The sequence below is a fragment of the Bacillus sp. B4EP4a genome (assembly GCF_006680105.1).
Classification (GTDB): Bacteria; Bacillota; Bacilli; order Bacillales; family DSM-1321; genus Peribacillus; species Peribacillus simplex_E.
In genome coordinates this window covers 68,004-85,199 of record NZ_VHIK01000015.1, presented here as the reverse complement: position 1 = coordinate 85,199, position 17,196 = coordinate 68,004, and the positions used below count along the sequence as shown (strand labels likewise).

The 17,196-nt window shown below is 38.0% G+C and carries 13 protein-coding genes and 1 riboswitch; of the genes, 7 read left to right on the top strand and 6 right to left on the bottom strand.

Going from position 1 to position 17,196, the window contains the following annotated elements:
* Positions 1 to 68: 68 nt before the first annotated feature.
* Both FNK51_RS26475 and FNK51_RS08325 read left to right on the top strand, forming a co-directional pair.
* Positions 69 to 242, top strand: a complete 174-nt coding sequence (locus tag FNK51_RS26475; RefSeq protein ID WP_179891182.1) for a hypothetical protein — start codon at positions 69 to 71, stop codon at positions 240 to 242.
* 1,029 nt (positions 243 to 1,271) lie between these two features.
* Complete coding sequence (locus FNK51_RS08325) at positions 1,272 to 2,768, top strand: BglG family transcription antiterminator (RefSeq protein ID WP_179891181.1); 1,497 nt, start codon at positions 1,272 to 1,274, stop codon at positions 2,766 to 2,768.
* A gap of 586 nt (positions 2,769 to 3,354) precedes the next feature.
* Here FNK51_RS08325 and FNK51_RS08320 read toward each other — a convergent pair.
* The 3 genes from FNK51_RS08320 to FNK51_RS08310 all read right to left on the bottom strand — a co-directional run bounded on the left by FNK51_RS08320 (position 3,355) and on the right by FNK51_RS08310 (position 7,237).
* On the bottom strand, positions 3,355 to 4,581 hold the full coding sequence (locus FNK51_RS08320) for a CynX/NimT family MFS transporter (RefSeq protein ID WP_098373383.1): 1,227 nt from the start codon (positions 4,579 to 4,581) through the stop codon (positions 3,355 to 3,357).
* A gap of 14 nt (positions 4,582 to 4,595) precedes the next feature.
* On the bottom strand, positions 4,596 to 5,273 hold the full coding sequence (locus tag FNK51_RS08315; protein WP_098373382.1) for a FadR/GntR family transcriptional regulator: 678 nt from the start codon (positions 5,271 to 5,273) through the stop codon (positions 4,596 to 4,598).
* Between the two features lie 632 nt (positions 5,274 to 5,905).
* Positions 5,906 to 7,237 carry an amino acid permease gene (locus FNK51_RS08310; protein ID WP_098373399.1) on the bottom strand — a complete coding sequence of 444 codons (1,332 nt, stop codon included), beginning with the start codon at positions 7,235 to 7,237 and terminating at the stop codon, positions 5,906 to 5,908.
* Positions 7,238 to 7,451: 214 nt separating this feature from the next.
* On the opposite strand from FNK51_RS08310, the gene FNK51_RS08305 reads away from it, so the two are divergent.
* Positions 7,452 to 7,688 carry a hypothetical protein gene (locus FNK51_RS08305; RefSeq protein WP_141993020.1) on the top strand — a complete coding sequence of 79 codons (237 nt, stop codon included), beginning with the start codon at positions 7,452 to 7,454 and terminating at the stop codon, positions 7,686 to 7,688.
* A gap of 136 nt (positions 7,689 to 7,824) precedes the next feature.
* Here FNK51_RS08305 and FNK51_RS26470 read toward each other — a convergent pair whose 3' ends face one another.
* The 3 genes from FNK51_RS26470 to galU all read right to left on the bottom strand — a co-directional run bounded on the left by FNK51_RS26470 (position 7,825) and on the right by galU (position 10,960).
* Positions 7,825 to 7,998, bottom strand: a complete 174-nt coding sequence (locus tag FNK51_RS26470; protein ID WP_181762219.1) for a hypothetical protein — start codon at positions 7,996 to 7,998, stop codon at positions 7,825 to 7,827.
* Positions 7,999 to 8,097: 99 nt separating this feature from the next.
* Positions 8,098 to 9,492 carry a cytochrome P450 gene (locus FNK51_RS08300; protein ID WP_286178604.1) on the bottom strand — a complete coding sequence of 465 codons (1,395 nt, stop codon included), beginning with the start codon at positions 9,490 to 9,492 and terminating at the stop codon, positions 8,098 to 8,100.
* Between the two features lie 607 nt (positions 9,493 to 10,099).
* Complete coding sequence (galU, locus tag FNK51_RS08295; RefSeq protein ID WP_098373378.1) at positions 10,100 to 10,960, bottom strand: UTP--glucose-1-phosphate uridylyltransferase GalU; 861 nt, start codon at positions 10,958 to 10,960, stop codon at positions 10,100 to 10,102.
* A 177-nt stretch (positions 10,961 to 11,137) separates the two neighbouring features.
* On the opposite strand from galU, the gene FNK51_RS08290 reads away from it, so the two are divergent.
* From FNK51_RS08290 to FNK51_RS08275, 4 genes are all read left to right on the top strand, one after another.
* Positions 11,138 to 12,802: a DUF6044 family protein gene (locus FNK51_RS08290; protein WP_483296117.1), complete on the top strand. Its 1,665-nt coding sequence runs from the start codon at positions 11,138 to 11,140 to the stop codon at positions 12,800 to 12,802.
* A 15-nt stretch (positions 12,803 to 12,817) separates the two neighbouring features.
* Positions 12,818 to 13,840 carry a glycosyltransferase family 2 protein gene (locus FNK51_RS08285; RefSeq protein WP_098373377.1) on the top strand — a complete coding sequence of 341 codons (1,023 nt, stop codon included), beginning with the start codon at positions 12,818 to 12,820 and terminating at the stop codon, positions 13,838 to 13,840.
* The gene (locus tag FNK51_RS08280) at positions 13,800 to 14,255 is read left to right on the top strand and encodes a GtrA family protein (RefSeq protein WP_098373376.1); all 456 of its coding nucleotides are present in this window, start codon (positions 13,800 to 13,802) and stop codon (positions 14,253 to 14,255) included. The genes FNK51_RS08285 and FNK51_RS08280 overlap by 41 nt, the downstream gene beginning before the upstream one ends.
* 357 nt (positions 14,256 to 14,612) lie before the next feature.
* A riboswitch (cyclic di-AMP (ydaO/yuaA leader) is annotated at positions 14,613 to 14,757 on the top strand.
* A gap of 138 nt (positions 14,758 to 14,895) precedes the next feature.
* Positions 14,896 to 16,722, top strand: a complete 1,827-nt coding sequence (locus FNK51_RS08275) for an APC family permease (RefSeq protein WP_141993018.1) — start codon at positions 14,896 to 14,898, stop codon at positions 16,720 to 16,722.
* The last annotated feature ends 474 nt before the right edge of the window (positions 16,723 to 17,196 follow it).

Below are 17,196 nucleotides of genomic sequence, written 5' to 3'. Positions count from 1 at the left end.
TGAGCAGATGAAATAAAGCACGCTTTAAAAGAAACCTTCCTTACAATGAAAAGGAGGCAAACCAAAATATGAGAATTACATTTAAACAGATTTATCAAGATATCGACAATCTAGTATGTTTATCCAATAAACGAAATGGTTTGAATTTCAGAGAGATTGAGCTTACAAGAAAAAGACTAGTTGAAAATATAAAAGCGATAGAGCTGCATACCATCATTTATGATAAGGAAGATCCTGGGTGAAAAACTCTTGAACATCTTTTGATTTTTGGCAGCCTTTTTAAATCTACATTAGAAATGAGCGTGCTTATGAAGATAGGTGATAAAGTGATTTATAAATCAAGAGAATATAAAATTATTTACATCTATAGAAATGATTTAAAAGTCGAGCTTCTTTCCTTTGATGCTAAGCATGAGAAATTCGAATTAGCACATATATCCCATTTGATAAAGACTGCCCCCGCTTATGTAGAGAATCCACAAAAGGGGTCCCATTATGGAAATTGATGAGTGACGGTTGTTGAATAGAATGGCAGTTGAGACACCCGCCTGGAGGTTGGTCAGGCTGTCGAGAAATTCTAGACAGTCTTTTTCTTTCCTTTGTTATATTTTAATTCACCGTGATGTTTGGGGTTATAACATCAACATAAAAAGACGATTTATCTTTCAATATTCTATTGAATCTTGTTAGGGAATGTATAAAACCCATGAATAAATGTGTTCTTCCTCTTCAGTATAGAAGACTTCTATGAATTTTTAACTTCTCCTTCGGATTCATTACAAGGGCATTGCCTTTGAGGAGTTGCTCAAAAAAAATAGTAACACTGCATTCTTTTAAAGTGTGCTCTCTTCAAATCCTCTATAAAAGAATGAGGTGTTTTTTTGTCAAGAACAAATGAAAGCTTTAAAGAAAACCATGATTGCTTAACGATTGATCTTGCGAAAGTAATTGTTTCTAAAATGAAATGCCTCATTGCTAATTTGGGGTTTATTACTAACTATATTTATCGTTTTAAACCTTACAACTATACAAAGCTTGTTGATAGTATTCGATGTCTTCAAAAATAAGTTTCAAAAATTGATTTTCCCGTACCGCATATGAAACGTCACTGGAATAAAATTATGGTAAATTTGGGTAGTAAGTAGTGCGTATTTTCTGTTAATTTTAAAAAAAGTGTGTGAAAATTATAAATGTTAGGCATTAATACTCAACATGAATATTAATAGTTTTAATAAGAAGATATGAAAATCAATAAAGTTAAAGGTGATTGTATGAATCGATTTAATGATCGGTATTCAAAACTGCTGTATCATTTATTTTATGAAGATAACTGGTGCAGTTTAACGGAACTATCCAAAAAAACAGGCTATTCGAAAAGCACATTATGGCGGGATATATTACATATGAGTTCAAATCTTCCACCTGAATGGAAAATCGAAAAGAATGAAGTTCAGGGCGTAAGATTATTGAAACCTAAACACGGCACCTTGGAAGAGCTTTGGTTTCATCTGAAAAGTGAAAATACCTATTTTCAAACCTTGGAATTAATTCTTTTTAACAATGGAGTGACGATAAAGTATATTACTCAAAAAGTGCATATCAGTCGCTCCACAGTGTACCGACAGTTAGAGAAAATAGAAGAGGTATTAAAAAATGCCGAAGTTCAATTATCAAATAGTCCGTTTAAAATTGTTGGTGATGAAAAAAAGGTAAGGCGATTCATCATGCAGTATGTAGAGTATATGTCAGGCAATTTAAACGATTTTATTACATCTTTTAATCTTAAGGATTTTCAAGACACTCTACTGGAGCTATTGAAGGAACATACAACCTCTTTACACATGGGTGCCATTCAAAGACTAGCGATAATCCTACATATCTCTAACATTCGAATAACCCACAATTGTTTTGTGACATTCCCAAAAGTTGTTATAGATGAAAATGAAAAATCCAAAGCATTTGATATATCAAAGAAACTATTCAAATTCATGGTGAAATGTCCAAATAGGGAGAAACAGATTCGGGAAATTTTATTTTTTTCCTTATATCTAATGAGCGAAGAAATGTCTTTAAATCGTACCCAAGAGCTTCGTTACATTCGTTCCAAAATTAATTCGGATAGCGGTAAGCCTCTAAGTCAATTTTTAAGTAATTTATCAACGAAAATTGGGTTGGATGTTTCCCAGGATGATATTTTTATGTACGAATTTGCGCAAACTCTTCGTGGGATATCGTTTGACTTTCAGTTAATAACGGATACAAGGATAAATAATATTTTACAGTTCGTTCCTTATTTTGAAAATAATCTGTTATTCGGAATTATTGAAGATATAGCACAATGTATATCAGATGAATTTACTATTTCTTTTGAAAATATAGAAATATTGGAAATATTCATGTTGGTCCAAGCTTCAATTTTAAGAAAACAAAACCAAATGGTTATAGAGACTGCATTAATTTGTCGTTCATATGTAGAGAAAGATTATATTCGTGAGGTATTAAAACATCATTTCGGAAACAAGCTAAATATTTTTGTAATGGATTTTTCCGATATAGATTCACTTTTTAGAAAAAACGGGTTTGATATCTTAATAACCACAGATTTAGGGCAGCTAATTAATATTGAACACATTCCTGTATATAAAGTTTCTTCGTTTCCAACTCCTTCCGAATTAAAAGAAATCAAGATGTTCACTCGAAAGAATTTCATTGATAGGTATGGTTTAAATCCTAATATTTTATATCCATTTGAAGAAGACATTGATTGAGACCAGTCTTAAGGCATTTATTCACTTTGTATTTTACCCCCCTGATAATGAGCAGTAATATGCAGCTAATAAACTACCTCGTCATTAAGCCTGGGTCATTTCTTTTTTCTCCAAAAGGAGAAGGTGAAACGCATTACTTATCTGACAGAGTTTAAGGTTGATAATTTACTAAAGATAAGGGAGCCCCGAAATGACCAAAGCGAGAACGCCATACATTCACTTCTCAATTTAAACCACAGATCATTCTCTTGAATTTTAAAACATGAAATGATGCCTTCTAAAATCGGCTATTTCCCTTCATTTGGAGCTTATAAAACACCGTTTCCAAAACTGGGGATCGGAAGCAGGTCAATGTTTTTACTTCGCTAACTATAGTCTAAATATCTAAGTTCACCCACCATGCTAATTTTGGATAAACACAGGGTGCCCTTGATGGGGAGGGTCTCTTTTCGGGATGGAGTCACTTAAGGATTTGGCGGATCAAGAACTGTCGTATTGCTCTCAGTGGCTGCTAAGAAAATGACCCCGGTACAATACCGGGGCCATAGCCGTTTAACCTTTTATATCTTCTCAGAAATGACTGGTTTTATTGAGTAGTTACATATTCATTATTTCCTGCACGCATTCCAACAATGAAAATAAGTGCCGATATTGCGGCCAACATCAATAAGGGAACTGTCCAGCTGTGTGTAATGTCATGAAGCAATCCGAATAATACTGGTCCAATGGCAGCTAAGAGGTACCCGAATGATTGAGCCATTCCTGATAATTCCGTCGCCTCATGGGTGCTTTGTGTTCGAAGACTAAAAAACATCATGGATAAACTGAATACGGTTCCGACTCCAATTCCAATCAATATCATGCAAACTGGTATGAACAGAGTGCTTCCATATAATATGCCGAATATCCCTGCGATAAGGAAGACGACAGGCGGGACCACTAACAGACGCTGACTTTGTAGGCGGCCAGCTAAAATTGGCACAAGGAATGTTATGGGAATGACGGCAAGCTGCATGATGGATAGCATCCAGCCGGCCTCATCAGCGTTCAGGCCTTTTTGCTCCAGGATTTCCGGCATCCAGGTAATTACTGTATAGAAAATAAACGATTGTAATCCCATGAAGAATGTTATCTGCCAGGCTAATCCAGAACGCCATAAGTTAATCTTTTTATCCTTTTGTGCCGTTTGTACATCCTTACCTGACTTGAATGGCCGTCTTAATTGCGGCATCCATAAGAAGACTGTAATAAGTGATAAGATTCCCCAACATCCAAGTGCACCAGCCCACCCCAATCCCGATGAAGAAGCAAGGGGAATGCTGATCCCGGAACCTATTGCGCCGCATAAATTCATGGAAACAGCATAGGTTCCTGTCATCAAACCGATATTCCTGGCAAAGTTATGCTTAATCAGACTGGGTAACAATACATTGCCGATTGCAATGGCTAACCCGATTAAAATGGTCCCTATGAACAATGTCGGCACTCCGCCAGCTGAGCGTACCCCAATCCCGATTGTTAATAATATCAAGGAAAGGAAAAGTGTGAGCTCCATTCCAAAACGCCGTGCTATCCTAGGTGCAAATGGTGATAATAAAGCGAAAGAAAGCAGAGGCAATGTCGTTAATGAACCTGATAATGTATTGGATATCCCCAAGTTATCACGGATCGAAGTGACAAGGGGGCCAACAGATGTTAAGGGAGCCCTAAGATTTGCCCCAAGAAGAATGATTCCGATGATGAGTAGTCCAACCTTGGGTTTAATATCCATTTTTGTTTGTTCTAGTTGATTTGCCGCTTGATTAATGCCCATAATCTTCTCCTTACTTACTCTAAAGATTTTTTGAATTGTGCAATGTATTCATTCACTGTTTCGATTGCCCGGTTCGCATCTTGTTCGATGATGGCATCTACAAGATTGCAATGAATGTTCAAATGAAAGTTCACATCAGAACTCATCTCCACTATCTGATGGATGGATTCATTCAGGGAGTGTTCCATATGTTCGTACAAATCAATCAATAAATCATTATGTGATGAGGCCATAATCGATTTATGTAACTGTATATCGGCTTCTTCGTAAGCCTTGATATCCTTTGCCCCGGCAGCTTTACTGCATGCTGATATATGAAACCGCAATCGATCTATATCTTCTTGATTACGTCTTAATGCCGCTAACTGAGCTCCCTCTTTTTCAAGGGCATGACGGACCTCTAACGTTTCTAATATACTTGACTGCTGGATCCTTCTTTCAAATGCAGCCCCCAAGGCACTTGATGACCTTACGAATGTTCCTTTTCCTTGTTTCGTTACTAAAAGACCTGCATAAACAAGTGATCGTACAGCTTCTCTTAATGTATTTCTGCTTACATCGAACTGTTGGATCAAATCCATTTCAGGGGGGATTTGATTTCCAATTTTCCATTCACCTGATTCGATTAACGATTCGATTTGGGAAACGACTTGCTCTACAAGTGATAAGCGATTTGTTTTGGATATGGTCAAAATACACACCTCGAATTTGTAGGATGATTGGTTCATTGGTTATTTTAACATATGTATATTGAAAATGGAGCAAATGGGGTATTTTAAATCCAAATTTGTTTCCCTTTTATTCTTCAGAAAAAAGTTGCAGTTGATTTCAGAAATCCGCTCCCTTTCCGCCGACTGTCTGCCAATCCTCATCAAAGCAAGCGGCTGTGGAGTCTCGACTAGCCAGTTTTATTCGGCAGGGGTGTCGCAAATTTCTTCAATTCAAAGAGGGTTTGATCCCAAAGGGTATAACCCAAGTTTGTTTTAAAATCATGGTTAGGGGTGAGACCATTTCTATTGATGGAACCGCCAGACTGTAGATAAATTTAAAGAACCGCCAGTTGGCCTATAGTTTTAAAAAAACATTCCAGTTGATTGAAACAGAAGGGACGAGACTCCTGCGGGAAAAGCGAGTGCAAGGGAGACCCCGCAGGTGCAAAGGCGCCAAGGAGGCTTCCGGACCGCCCGCGGAAAGCGGGTGCCCTACGTTCCAATCGACGTTCAAATTGTTCTAGCACTAAAAAGACTGTAGGCAAACTCGACTTTCATCGAGTTTGTCTACAGTCTGAAATCCTCTATTAAAATTAAGAGGGGTTATAATATTTCTATTTTTTTCGTTTGACAATAAAAGAGAGAAGGATGAATATTGCTAACGTGACAAGACACACTGTGGTCCCAATGATGTTTTGCTTATTAAAGATAAATGCCAAAAAGATAATGCTTAAAGCAGTGATGGCTAATATAGTTGTATATGGGTACCATTTTACCCGGAAACCTGGTTTACCAGTGTATTGATTACGCAGCTTCAATTGCGCGGAACAAATGCTGATCCATAATAATAAAACTGTGAATCCAGGAATGGCCATAAGGTAGCTTAAAATCAGGTCGGGAGTCAAATAGGATAAAAATACACCAGCCAATATACATAATGTAGTTAAAAATATACCATTAAGCGGGATACCCTTTTTGGTTGTTTTTAAAAATGCCTTAGGCGCTTCCCCATTCTGGGAAAGAGTGAACAATGTCCTTGAGGTAGCGTATATACCTGAATTTGCAGCTGATAACACAGCGGTTAAAAGAACGAAATTCATAATATCGGCTGCTCCGGGAAGACCCGATAAGCTGAAAACCTGAACGAAAGGACTTACTTCAGTGCTTACCTGGTTCCAAGGTATTACCCCACAAATAATAAGTATCGGCAAGACATAGAAAAGAATCACCCGCCATACTGTTCCTTTAATTATTTTTGGTATGACCCGCTGACTATCTTTTGTTTCCGTGACGGCTACACCAATTAATTCTGCGCCCCCATATGAAAACATTACCACTAAAAGTGCACTTAACATTCCGTCAATTCCTTTTGGGAAAAAACCACCATGTTCCGTGTAATTAGAAAATGAAGCCGAACTAGGAAAAAGTCCTAGCAGGATCAAAGCTCCTAAAATAATAAAGGCAATTAGGGTTATTATTTTAATTCCCGCAAACCAAAATTCGAGTTCTCCATAGTATTTTACTTGAAATAAATTAATTCCTATGATTACCGAAGCGCAAAGTATGCTTAACAGCCATAATGGCACTGTTGGAAACCAATATTGTAGAAAACTGCCGGCAGCGACTATTTCTACAATGATTACGATAATCCAATTAAACCAATAGAGCCATCCGACTATGAAGGATAGTTGAAACCCAAAAGCTTTATTAATGAGATGTTGTACGTTCAAATTAGGAAAAGCGGTTGCCATCTCTCCTAATGCGGCCATTACAATAAATAACAACAGCCCCCCAATTATATAGGCTATTACAACACTTGGACCTGCCATATTTAATGTATCGGAACTCCCCTTAAAAATCCCTGTTCCTATCATTCCTGCTAAAGCAATGAACTGGACATGCCGCGGCAATAGGCCCTTTTTTAAATCTTGATGAGTCTGCTCCATTTTATTCATGCCTTTCATTCATTATTTTAATAAAATAGTCTATAAATAAAACTAAAAAGTTCTTCTATTATTGAACGCTTTTACGTACTAAAGTAACTATATTAATATATCATGAATCGGAAAAATGTCAATTTAGGCAGGTGAATTGGAATAGACTCCTAATCAGAAAAGAAGGAGTAGTCTTTATTATCTAAAAATATTTGGAATTTATGAAATGAATCAAACGAAAAGCAAACTGATAGGTGATTTTTTTTGGTATGTAGATGGGTTACACGTTAACCATACTTATACGACGATGGCACAGTTGTTATTAACTAAGCAGATGATAAAAACGGACAAGTGGCGTATGGTCAGCGATGATGATATGGCTTTGAAAGCAGCAACTAAGAAGGCTTTTTCAAAAGAAGAGCACAGTTTAAATAACTGTGCTTTTTTTATTGAAATATACTAAAATCACCGCAAAACTCGGTGCAAATAGTTGTACATAATAACATACATTTTTTAGAACAAATAAATCGATTGAGACAGGTATCAGAACCGGTTACTTTCAAGGTCGGTTTTCTTCAATATAGGAAAATCTAACGAGACTATCCGTTCTCATATAAAAAGAGAATAGGGGCCGGCTGTAGGTTTTCCGTTTCTTGTATCGGTTCAATTTCACTTATAAATTCCAAAAAATCGGTAAATACCTGCGAGGCCATCCCTAAATAGTGCAATTCAGTGTGGATGATTCCATTCCGTGGTGAATGGAGCATATACATATTTTCATCCCTCCTTTCTAAAAAGAATAGGCCAGCCTGTTATTGGAGTTAATCGAACCAATATGAACGTTATTTTTATTTGAGATCATTCATAATACTTCAAAAATATGATTCTCCAGGTTCGAAGGCTTCTGCATCCCTATCTTCTATCACCATGCGCAGTCCATTCTTTGGTCTGAGTGTAAGGGTCGGAAGGGGGGTTACTTCATGATGGTCAGGAGCAAGCTTTATCCTATACCGCTTTGCAATGCAGGCCAGGACAAACACCGCTTCCATCATGGCAAAATGATTGCCAATACAAACCCGAGGTCCTCCGCCAAATGGAAAGTAAGCGAACGCAGGCAGGCTTTTCAAAAAGTTATTTTCAAATCGCTCTGGAATAAATGATTCAGGTTGATCAAAATACTCTGGATTATGCTGCATCACGTAAGAACTTATTAGAATCATATCGCCTTTTTTGAAGCGATATCCTCCTATTACGACATCCTCCGCCACATCACGGGATAAAATATACGATGGCGGATAAACGCGAAGTGTTTCATGAATGATATTTTGAGTGTATGGTAATTTCATGAAATCTTCAGCCTTGGGTGTCCGGTGACCGATAATGCTATTCACTTCACTGAAAAGCTTGGATTGAATTTCTGGGTGTTTCGAAATTTCATACAGTGCCCAGGAAAGAGCAGTTGCTGTCGTTTCATGACCGGCAAGAAAAATAGTCATTAATTCATCACGGACCTGAAGGCTTGTCATACCCAATCCGTCTTTGTCATCACGGGCGTCCATCAGGATCCCAAGCATGTCTTCATGTTTTACTGTGTCGTTCTTCCGTTTTTCAATTATGCCGTAAATCACTTTATCAAGCCTTTGTATCGCCTTTTTATATTTACGGTTGATTTTAGTCGGTACCCATAATGGCATACGAAAAATCTTTCTCATCCTTTTGATTGTTATTCTTAATGCAGTTTCCAGCGGTTTTCCAACAATTTCATACCCACCCTTGAATTCCATGCTGAACATGGTCTTGCTGATTATCCCGAGAGTGATGTTCATCATATCCTTCGTTATAATCCGTTCATCATTATGTTGCCAAGTTGATATATAATCCATTGTGGTATCAATCATATCCTTGGCGTATTGGCTAATATGAGTCTTTTTGAAAGAGGGTTGGATAAGCCTTCTCTGTCGCATATGAAAGTCTTTTTCGCTTGTAAGTAGACCTTCACCGACAAGCGGTTTTAGAACATTGAAGTCCTTGGATTTGACGAAGGATTTTTGTTTTGTTACGAGTATTTGTTTTATTAAATCAGGATTTAAAATGTGATAAACATTATGGAATGGTCCAAAACGGAATTTAGCGACTTCCCCATATTCCTTGGCCAAGCGGGTCAGAAAGCCAATGGGATCAGTTTGAAACTCCTTTGTATGTCCGGAAATCAGCCTTCCTTTTGGAACCTTTGGAGAAGTGCGGAATACATCATCAGCGTGGCTCAATGTAGTTTTTCCCCTTTCTATAAAATAATTACATGTAATCATTCTATGAGGATAAGCTAAAACGGTTTGGACAAGTTGTTATAGAAAGGGGAAATATTTCTATGGGGAAAATAAAGTTTCATAAGTTAGCAAAAAAAACTCTGGATGAATAGAGCCAGAGTCTTTCATGAAAGCTTTGGATTAATGATGTGGGATTCAAGTTCTTTCTTGATCGTCCCCATGCAGGAAACGATCATTTTTTTCATTAATGGGCCCGCCAAATTGTGCATTGATTTCCTTAACCACTTGATCTAAAAAATCATCGGATATTATTGGAGTATTAGTTTTTTTGTGCATGTGTTTTACAACAGCCCTTTCTGGAAATCGTCGTTAGGATCAATAATGAAGGATACGTTATCAACATAACCTCCCTGATTAAAAATTATTCTTTCTATGTCGAACATTTTCACTTGCTTTTACATTTCACGGAAGCGTTTATAATAAACAGTTATATTTTGCTTAGAGATTATGGTAAGGGATATGTTAGTGGATCATTTTACAACCAAAGGCGTGAACCCGAAATAGCCCAATCACCTCTAGGTAATTGGGCGGGGGTATATTAATTTCATTAAGGGAACAGCTGCCTTAAATATGTTATTAGCTGATCACGAAGTTCAGGTCGTTTCATGGCGAAATCTAATGAAGCTTGGAGGAAGCCGAATTTATCGCCGACGTCATATCGATTTCCTTCGATGATATACGAGTATAATGGTTCCTTTTCTAACAAAAGGTCTAAAGCTTCGGTAAGCTGGATCTCCCCCTTCCGATCGGGCTGTACGGTTTCAAGGATTTCAAAAATCGCAGGTGATAAAATATATCGGCCAATAATCGCCTGTGTTGATGGTGCATCCTCCACTTTTGGCTTTTCCACCAAGTTTCTTACCAGAAATAAATCCTCATATCGTTCTTGGAAATTTACGATCCCATACTTGGAGACATCTGCAGGTGACACTTCCTTACATCCGATAATACTCGTACGAACCTTGTTATACTGTTCCATTAACTGCTTCAAAGCTGGAACCTGGCTATCCACGATATCGTCCCCTAACAGGACGGCAAAAGGTTCGTCTCCGATAAAAGTTTTGGCACATAAAACCGCATGCCCCAGACCTAAAGGTTCCTTTTGTCTTACATAGTGGATATCCACCATGTTGGAAATGTTCTCCACGATGTTAAGCAGATCATTTTGACCTTTCATTTGCAGAAGCATTTCAAGTTCAATTGATTTATCGAAATGATCTTCAATGGCACGTTTGTTTTTACCCGTAACGATGATAATATCTGTAATCCCTGATTGTACCGCTTCCTCGATAATATATTGAATGGTCGGCTTATCGACAATCGGCAGCATTTCCTTTGGTTGAGCTTTCGTGGCAGGTAAAAATCGTGTTCCTAAACCGGCTGCTGGAATCACCGCTTTCTTTATCATAGCCCAGCCCCTTTTTAAGGTTCTTTAATATGCTTTTTGTTCTACCCTTCATTTTATGTGGTCATTGGTTGACCTATTTCAAAATAGGTTAAAATAAATCCCTGAAATAGAATAGATTTACCTTTGAAGCAAATATTATGGATATATGAATTTGGTCAAGAGGTGTATATTTTGCCAATTGAAAATCAAGAGAGAGTTCAAATCCTTTTTGCCTTACTCGTCATTTTTTTATATCTTTCTCCTTTATTCATCCTTGGGGAAAATGCGCATATTCGCGTACATGATAATTTGGATTCCAACCTTGCCTGGTATAAAGTCCTTTCAGAAAGCGGTGAGTTATTCGGTGCAATAGACGCCAAAGTTCCCCAGATTATGAATGGGCTGCCCCGAAATGCTTTTGGCAGTGAGTTCAGTATTATCGTGTGGCTTTATGCTCTTTTTCCGACAATGGTTGCATATGCAATAAGCCAGGCATTAACAAGGTATATTGCATTCTTTGGTATGTATATCCTATTAAAGAAACATTTGATTACAGGAAGCCGATCAGGCTGGATTAGGGTTGGAACATCCTTAGCCTTTGCCCTTACCCCATTTTGGCCATCGGGAATGCTCAGTACACTTGGGATGCCGCTTGCACTTTGGGCTTTTTTGAATATTCGCAGCAAGGACCATTCTTGGAAGAATTATTTGGTCCTTACACTTTTACCGCTTTATTCAAGCATCGTGCTTGGCTTTTTCTTTTTCCTTGTTGCAATGGGGTTTCTATGGCTAACGGATGTGATCAGGAGAAAAGGGTGGAATATAACGTTTCTTCTTTCAATCGTGTATATGACCGTCATTTTTGGAATGGTGGAGTATCGTTTGGTCGCTTCATTCATTTTTGATTCGGAGCCAAACAGCAGAGATGAATATTTTCACGCAAGGCTGCCCCTCGAGTGGGTCATTAAGCTTACATTCAAAAATTTCGTTCTTGGCCATACGCATGTCATGACTGTACATGCGCTTATCATCCTGCCGATTACCATCTTTGCCCTTTATATTATTCTGACCAAAAAACTGTGGAGACAGGAAAAGGTATATGTTTTTTTATTTTGCTTGAATTTTATCCTCTCAGCATGGTACGCATTTTGGTTTTATAAAGGCTGGCTTCCTTTAACGGAAAGGTTTCACACTCTGGATACCTTTAATTTTGCAAGATTTCACTTTTTAAGGCCGATGGTAATATACGTGGGGTTTGCCCTCGCGGTAAAAATCATTTGGGAACACAGCGATTATGCTAAGAAAACCCTTTCTATTTTCATCGCCGTTCAAATTATTGTCTTAATGGGTTTCAATGAAGAAATCACTCATAATAAAAAACCTTCTTTTAAAGAGTTCTATTCAGAAAGCCTTTTTCAGGAAATAAAAGATCATATTGACCTTCCGCAGGAAGAATATCGTGTTGCCAGCATTGGGCTGCATCCCGCAATTGCACAATTTAATGGATTTTACACGCTAGATAGCTATAACAATTTCTATCCGCTTACTTACAAACATCAATTTCGTCAAATAATTGAAAACGAATTGGCTAAGAATAAAAACATCAGAATCTACTTTGATGAATGGGGAGGACGTTGTTACCTATTTACCGATGAGCTTGGGAAGCATTATATGTTCAAGAAAAGCTCGAAGAAAGAGCTGGAAAATTTAGACCTTAATATGGATGCGTTTAAAGGATTAGGTGGCAAGTATATATTTTCTGCCCTACCAATCAAGAACGCGAAGGAAAACGGATTGGTACTAGATAGGATTTTCACGAAAAAAGGAAGCGTGTGGAAAATTTATTTATACAGAGTCATGTGAAAAGGGGGGAATAGAGTGAATTCACCGATACTAACGATTGTTGTACCTTGTTATAACGAAGAAAGCGTATTGCAGGATACCATTACCCAACTTTGTGGATTGGTGAGGGGGTTAGTCGAAGAAAACGTTGTTTCTGGTCAAAGTAAAATTCTATTGGTTGATGATGGAAGTAAAGATCAAACATGGAAGATCATTTATAAGGAAACGATTAATAATGAACTTGTTCGTGGGCTAAAGCTTTCCCGGAATGCAGGACATCAAAATGCACTTCTGGCAGGATTGTTTACAGCCAAAGAAGCCTCGGATTGTGTGATTTCCATTGATGCAGATTTACAGGATGATATTCAAGTCATCCCTGAATTCATTCGAAAATTCAATGAAGGGTGTGAAATTGTATACGGTGTCCGCCAGAAAAGGGATCTTGATTCATTTTTTAAACGAACATCTGCAACTGGTTTTTATAAAATGATGAACAAGATGGGGGTTAACCTTGTCTATAATCATGCCGATTTCCGGCTAATGAGTAAGAGGGCGATCGCGGAGTTGGAACGATTTGATGAAACGAATCTTTTTTTACGGGGGATCGTACCGCTCATTGGGTTTAAGACGGACTCTGTTTATTATGACCGAAAAGAAAGATTGGCTGGGGAAACGAAATATCCATTTAAGAAGATGGTTGCTTTTGCGCTTGATGGCATTACTTCCTTTTCAGTTACACCGATTCGGCTTGTATTATGGCTAGGATGTCTTTCCTTTTTCATTAGCTTACTCTTTGGGTCTTACTTTTTATGGTTAAAGTTTTATGGGCAGACCGAAACTGGATGGACCTCATTAATCACCTCCATATGGTTGATCGGTGGACTACAGTTGATTGCTGTCGGCTTGATTGGGGAATATATCGGTAAAATCTATAATGAATCCAAACGCCGGCCTAAATATATAGTTGATCTGGATCTATTTAATCCGCTCGATTTAAAAAAACGGGAGCAACTAGACAATGAACGGAACAGTATTGAAAAACTATCTAAAACACACTAACTCCTTTATCCGCTTTTTATTGGTTGGGATAGTCAATACAGCGCTTGGACTTTCCATCATGCTTTTTCTCATGAATGTTCTTGAATTCTCTTACTGGGTCTCCACCTTTATCGGTAATGGTACGGGAGCTGTAACGAGTTTTCTTTTGAACAGAACTTTTACCTTTAAAAGCGATATAGAATGGCGGAGAGGAGTTGCACGTTTCTTTTGCGTCATCCTGATTTGTTATTCCGCCGCATATTCTTTAGGCCAAGCTATTGCAGAATCAATGGAAGGATCCGTTCATTTACCCATTCAACAAAACGTGGCTGTGCTGATAGGAGCAATTTTTTACACAGTTCTTAACTATATTGGCCAGAAATATTTTGTCTTTAAAAAAAGCAATTTGAGACCAATTCAAGAAGGAAGGAACTAATTAGGGTGGATCAGTGGGATAATGCCCCCGGTTGTACGAATAAAGGGGAATCGAAAAGCGAAAATCAATGCAAGTTTAATGATTCAAGCTGGGGGCAGATTGTTACTATTCGTCCTTCACGATCTCCATGTGGCGATCATTTTTTCCTTTTTCTGACCATCTTTTGTTCATTGACTCCTTGATTTTTTTCTTTTTAGACGTTTACTTACCTTCTTTCCTCCCTTCGAACCATGTGTTTGCATGACTTATGTTATATACGTCAAGAACAAAACTACACCTACAAAGATTATTCTATTAATGTGCAAAATTTTCATTTACTTTTTCATTTCACGGGAGTATGATAATCAACAGTTTCATATTTCTAAATCGCTTAAACCTTATGGTGCGGGGGACCCGTTATTGGGATTGTTACTACAATCCAAGGGGTGAATCCTTTCAAGGTAGGGCTACTCTTAGGTCCGAATCCGACAGCTAACCTCGTAAGCGTTATATGAGAAGGAAGGTGGAGCTTGTTAGACAAAAAAATTAATGTCTACAGGTCTATTTAGCTATGACTTGTAGGCATTTTTCTATTTCGTCTTGTTTTTTGCTACAGCTGGGTAACATAAACTTATAAATTAAATATGGTGGTGAATTCTTGATGTTATCTTCTATAAAGAGGTTCTTGATTGGGAGACCTTTAAAATCAAATGCACTTGGTGAACAAAAGCTTAACAAAACAAAGGCTTTGGCGATTTTATCTTCTGATGCTTTGTCTTCGGTTGCTTATGGACCGGAGCAAATATTAATCGTCCTTATCACGGTCGGTGCTGCGGCATTCTGGTATTCCATCCCTATCGCGATTGGGGTATTGATCCTGTTAACTGCTTTGATTTTGTCCTATAGACAAATAATTTTCGCTTATCCACATGGCGGGGGGGCCTATGTGGTTTCAAAAAACAATTTAGGTGTCAATCCAGGGTTGATAGCTGGAGGATCCTTATTGGTGGATTATATATTAACTGTCGCTGTAAGTGTTTCTGCAGGTACGGATGCCATCACGTCCGCTTTTCCTGGCCTGCATTCATATAATGTCATCATAGCCATCATTTTCGTCATTCTGCTTACAATCCTGAACCTTCGGGGGGTTACGGAGTCGGCCTCTGTTTTGGCCTATCCGGTGTACCTATTCGTTTTAGCATTGTTCATCTTGATTGGTGTCGGGATTTACAAGATTTTGACGGGTGGGGTTTCACCGGAATTGCACACGTCCATCGGGACTCCGGTAGCGGGCATCAGTTTATTTATACTGCTAAGAGCATTCGCATCAGGAAGCTCCGCATTGACAGGAGTCGAAGCGATTTCCAATGCAATCCCGAACTTTAAAGATCCAGCCCCGAATAATGCTGCGAAAACTTTAATAGCCATGGGTTCCTTACTAGCAGTATTATTTTCGGGAATCGTATACTTGGCCTATTATTTAAGCATTGTTCCAAGCGCGGAGGTAACGGTCGTCTCCCAGATTGCTGAAGAGATCTTTGGACGGAATTTCATGTATTTCTTCATTCAAGGTACGACTGCATTGATCTTGATACTGGCAGCCAATACTGGCTATTCGGCTTTCCCTCTGCTTGCGGTAAATCTTGCGAAGGATAAATTCATTCCACGGGCGTTTACGATAAGAGGGGACCGATTAGGGTATTCTAATGGAATTATCATACTGGGACTTGCATCGATCATCTTAATAGTCGCATTTGGAGGACATACAGAAAATCTCATTCCGCTTTATGCGGTAGGGGTATTCATTCCATTTACGTTGTCCCAGACCGGGATGATTGTTAAATGGATTCGCGAAAAGCCAAAAGGCTGGATGATGAAATTAACCATTAATTCAATTGGTGCCATGATTAGCTTTATCGTCACGATGATATTCTTTTTAACCAAATTTACTCAGGTTTGGCCTGTTTTGATTTTTTTACCTATCATCATTTTAATTTTTCATCGAATTAGAAAGCATTATGAAGCAGTTGGTGACCAACTAAGGATTACAACATGTGAGCCGATCTTACCAATTGAAGGAAATATCATCATTGTACCCGTGGCGGGTATAACTCACGTGGTTGAGAACTCTTTAAATTATGCAAAATCTCTATCAGCAAATCAGGTTATTGCCGTATATGTTGCTTTTGAAAGAGAAGATGAAAAGAAATTCGTGGAAAAATGGAAAAAATGGCAACCAGATGTAAGACTCGTTACACTGAATTCTTATTACAGAAGTATCATTCAGCCACTAACTAAATTTGTGGATACGGTTGAACATAAGGCTAGTGAAGCCAATTATAAAGTTACGGTGATCATCCCCCAATTCATTCCAAAGAAGGGCTGGCACAATATACTTCATAACCAATCAAGTTTACTGATTCGCGCCTACTTACTTTATAGAAGAAATGTGGTTGTTACGACTGTGCCATATCATTTGAAGAAGTAAGTTTCATTATCTAAGAAAAGAAGCAAACCTACATAAGGTTTGCTTTTTTTATAATCTTTTAAAAAAAGACAGCAGTAACTTACGCTGCCGATATTTGAGTATGAACATTCATTACCAACTCATAAATTCACAGTAACTATGAGGCCCGTACAATAAAAAGGATTTGCAGTAAGATGTGGGGATACTTCCTCTTTTAAAGCTTTAATTAATGTTAATATAAAACTTTCTCCATCATCATTATCCGTACGACGGCTGTTTAGGAAAGTGATTATTTCAAAGTCGCTGATGATTCGGAAATGGACATGCAACATCATCAACATGGTGGCTAGCATCAATCAGTATCATTAAAAAGGGCTGCGTCTGCAGCCCTTTTTGTGTTGAACACTACTTTAGGGGAAACACTTCATAAAATTACCAAGGGTCAATTCAAATAATGCGAACATATTAAGAAGACAAAATGAAATTTACTGCTTA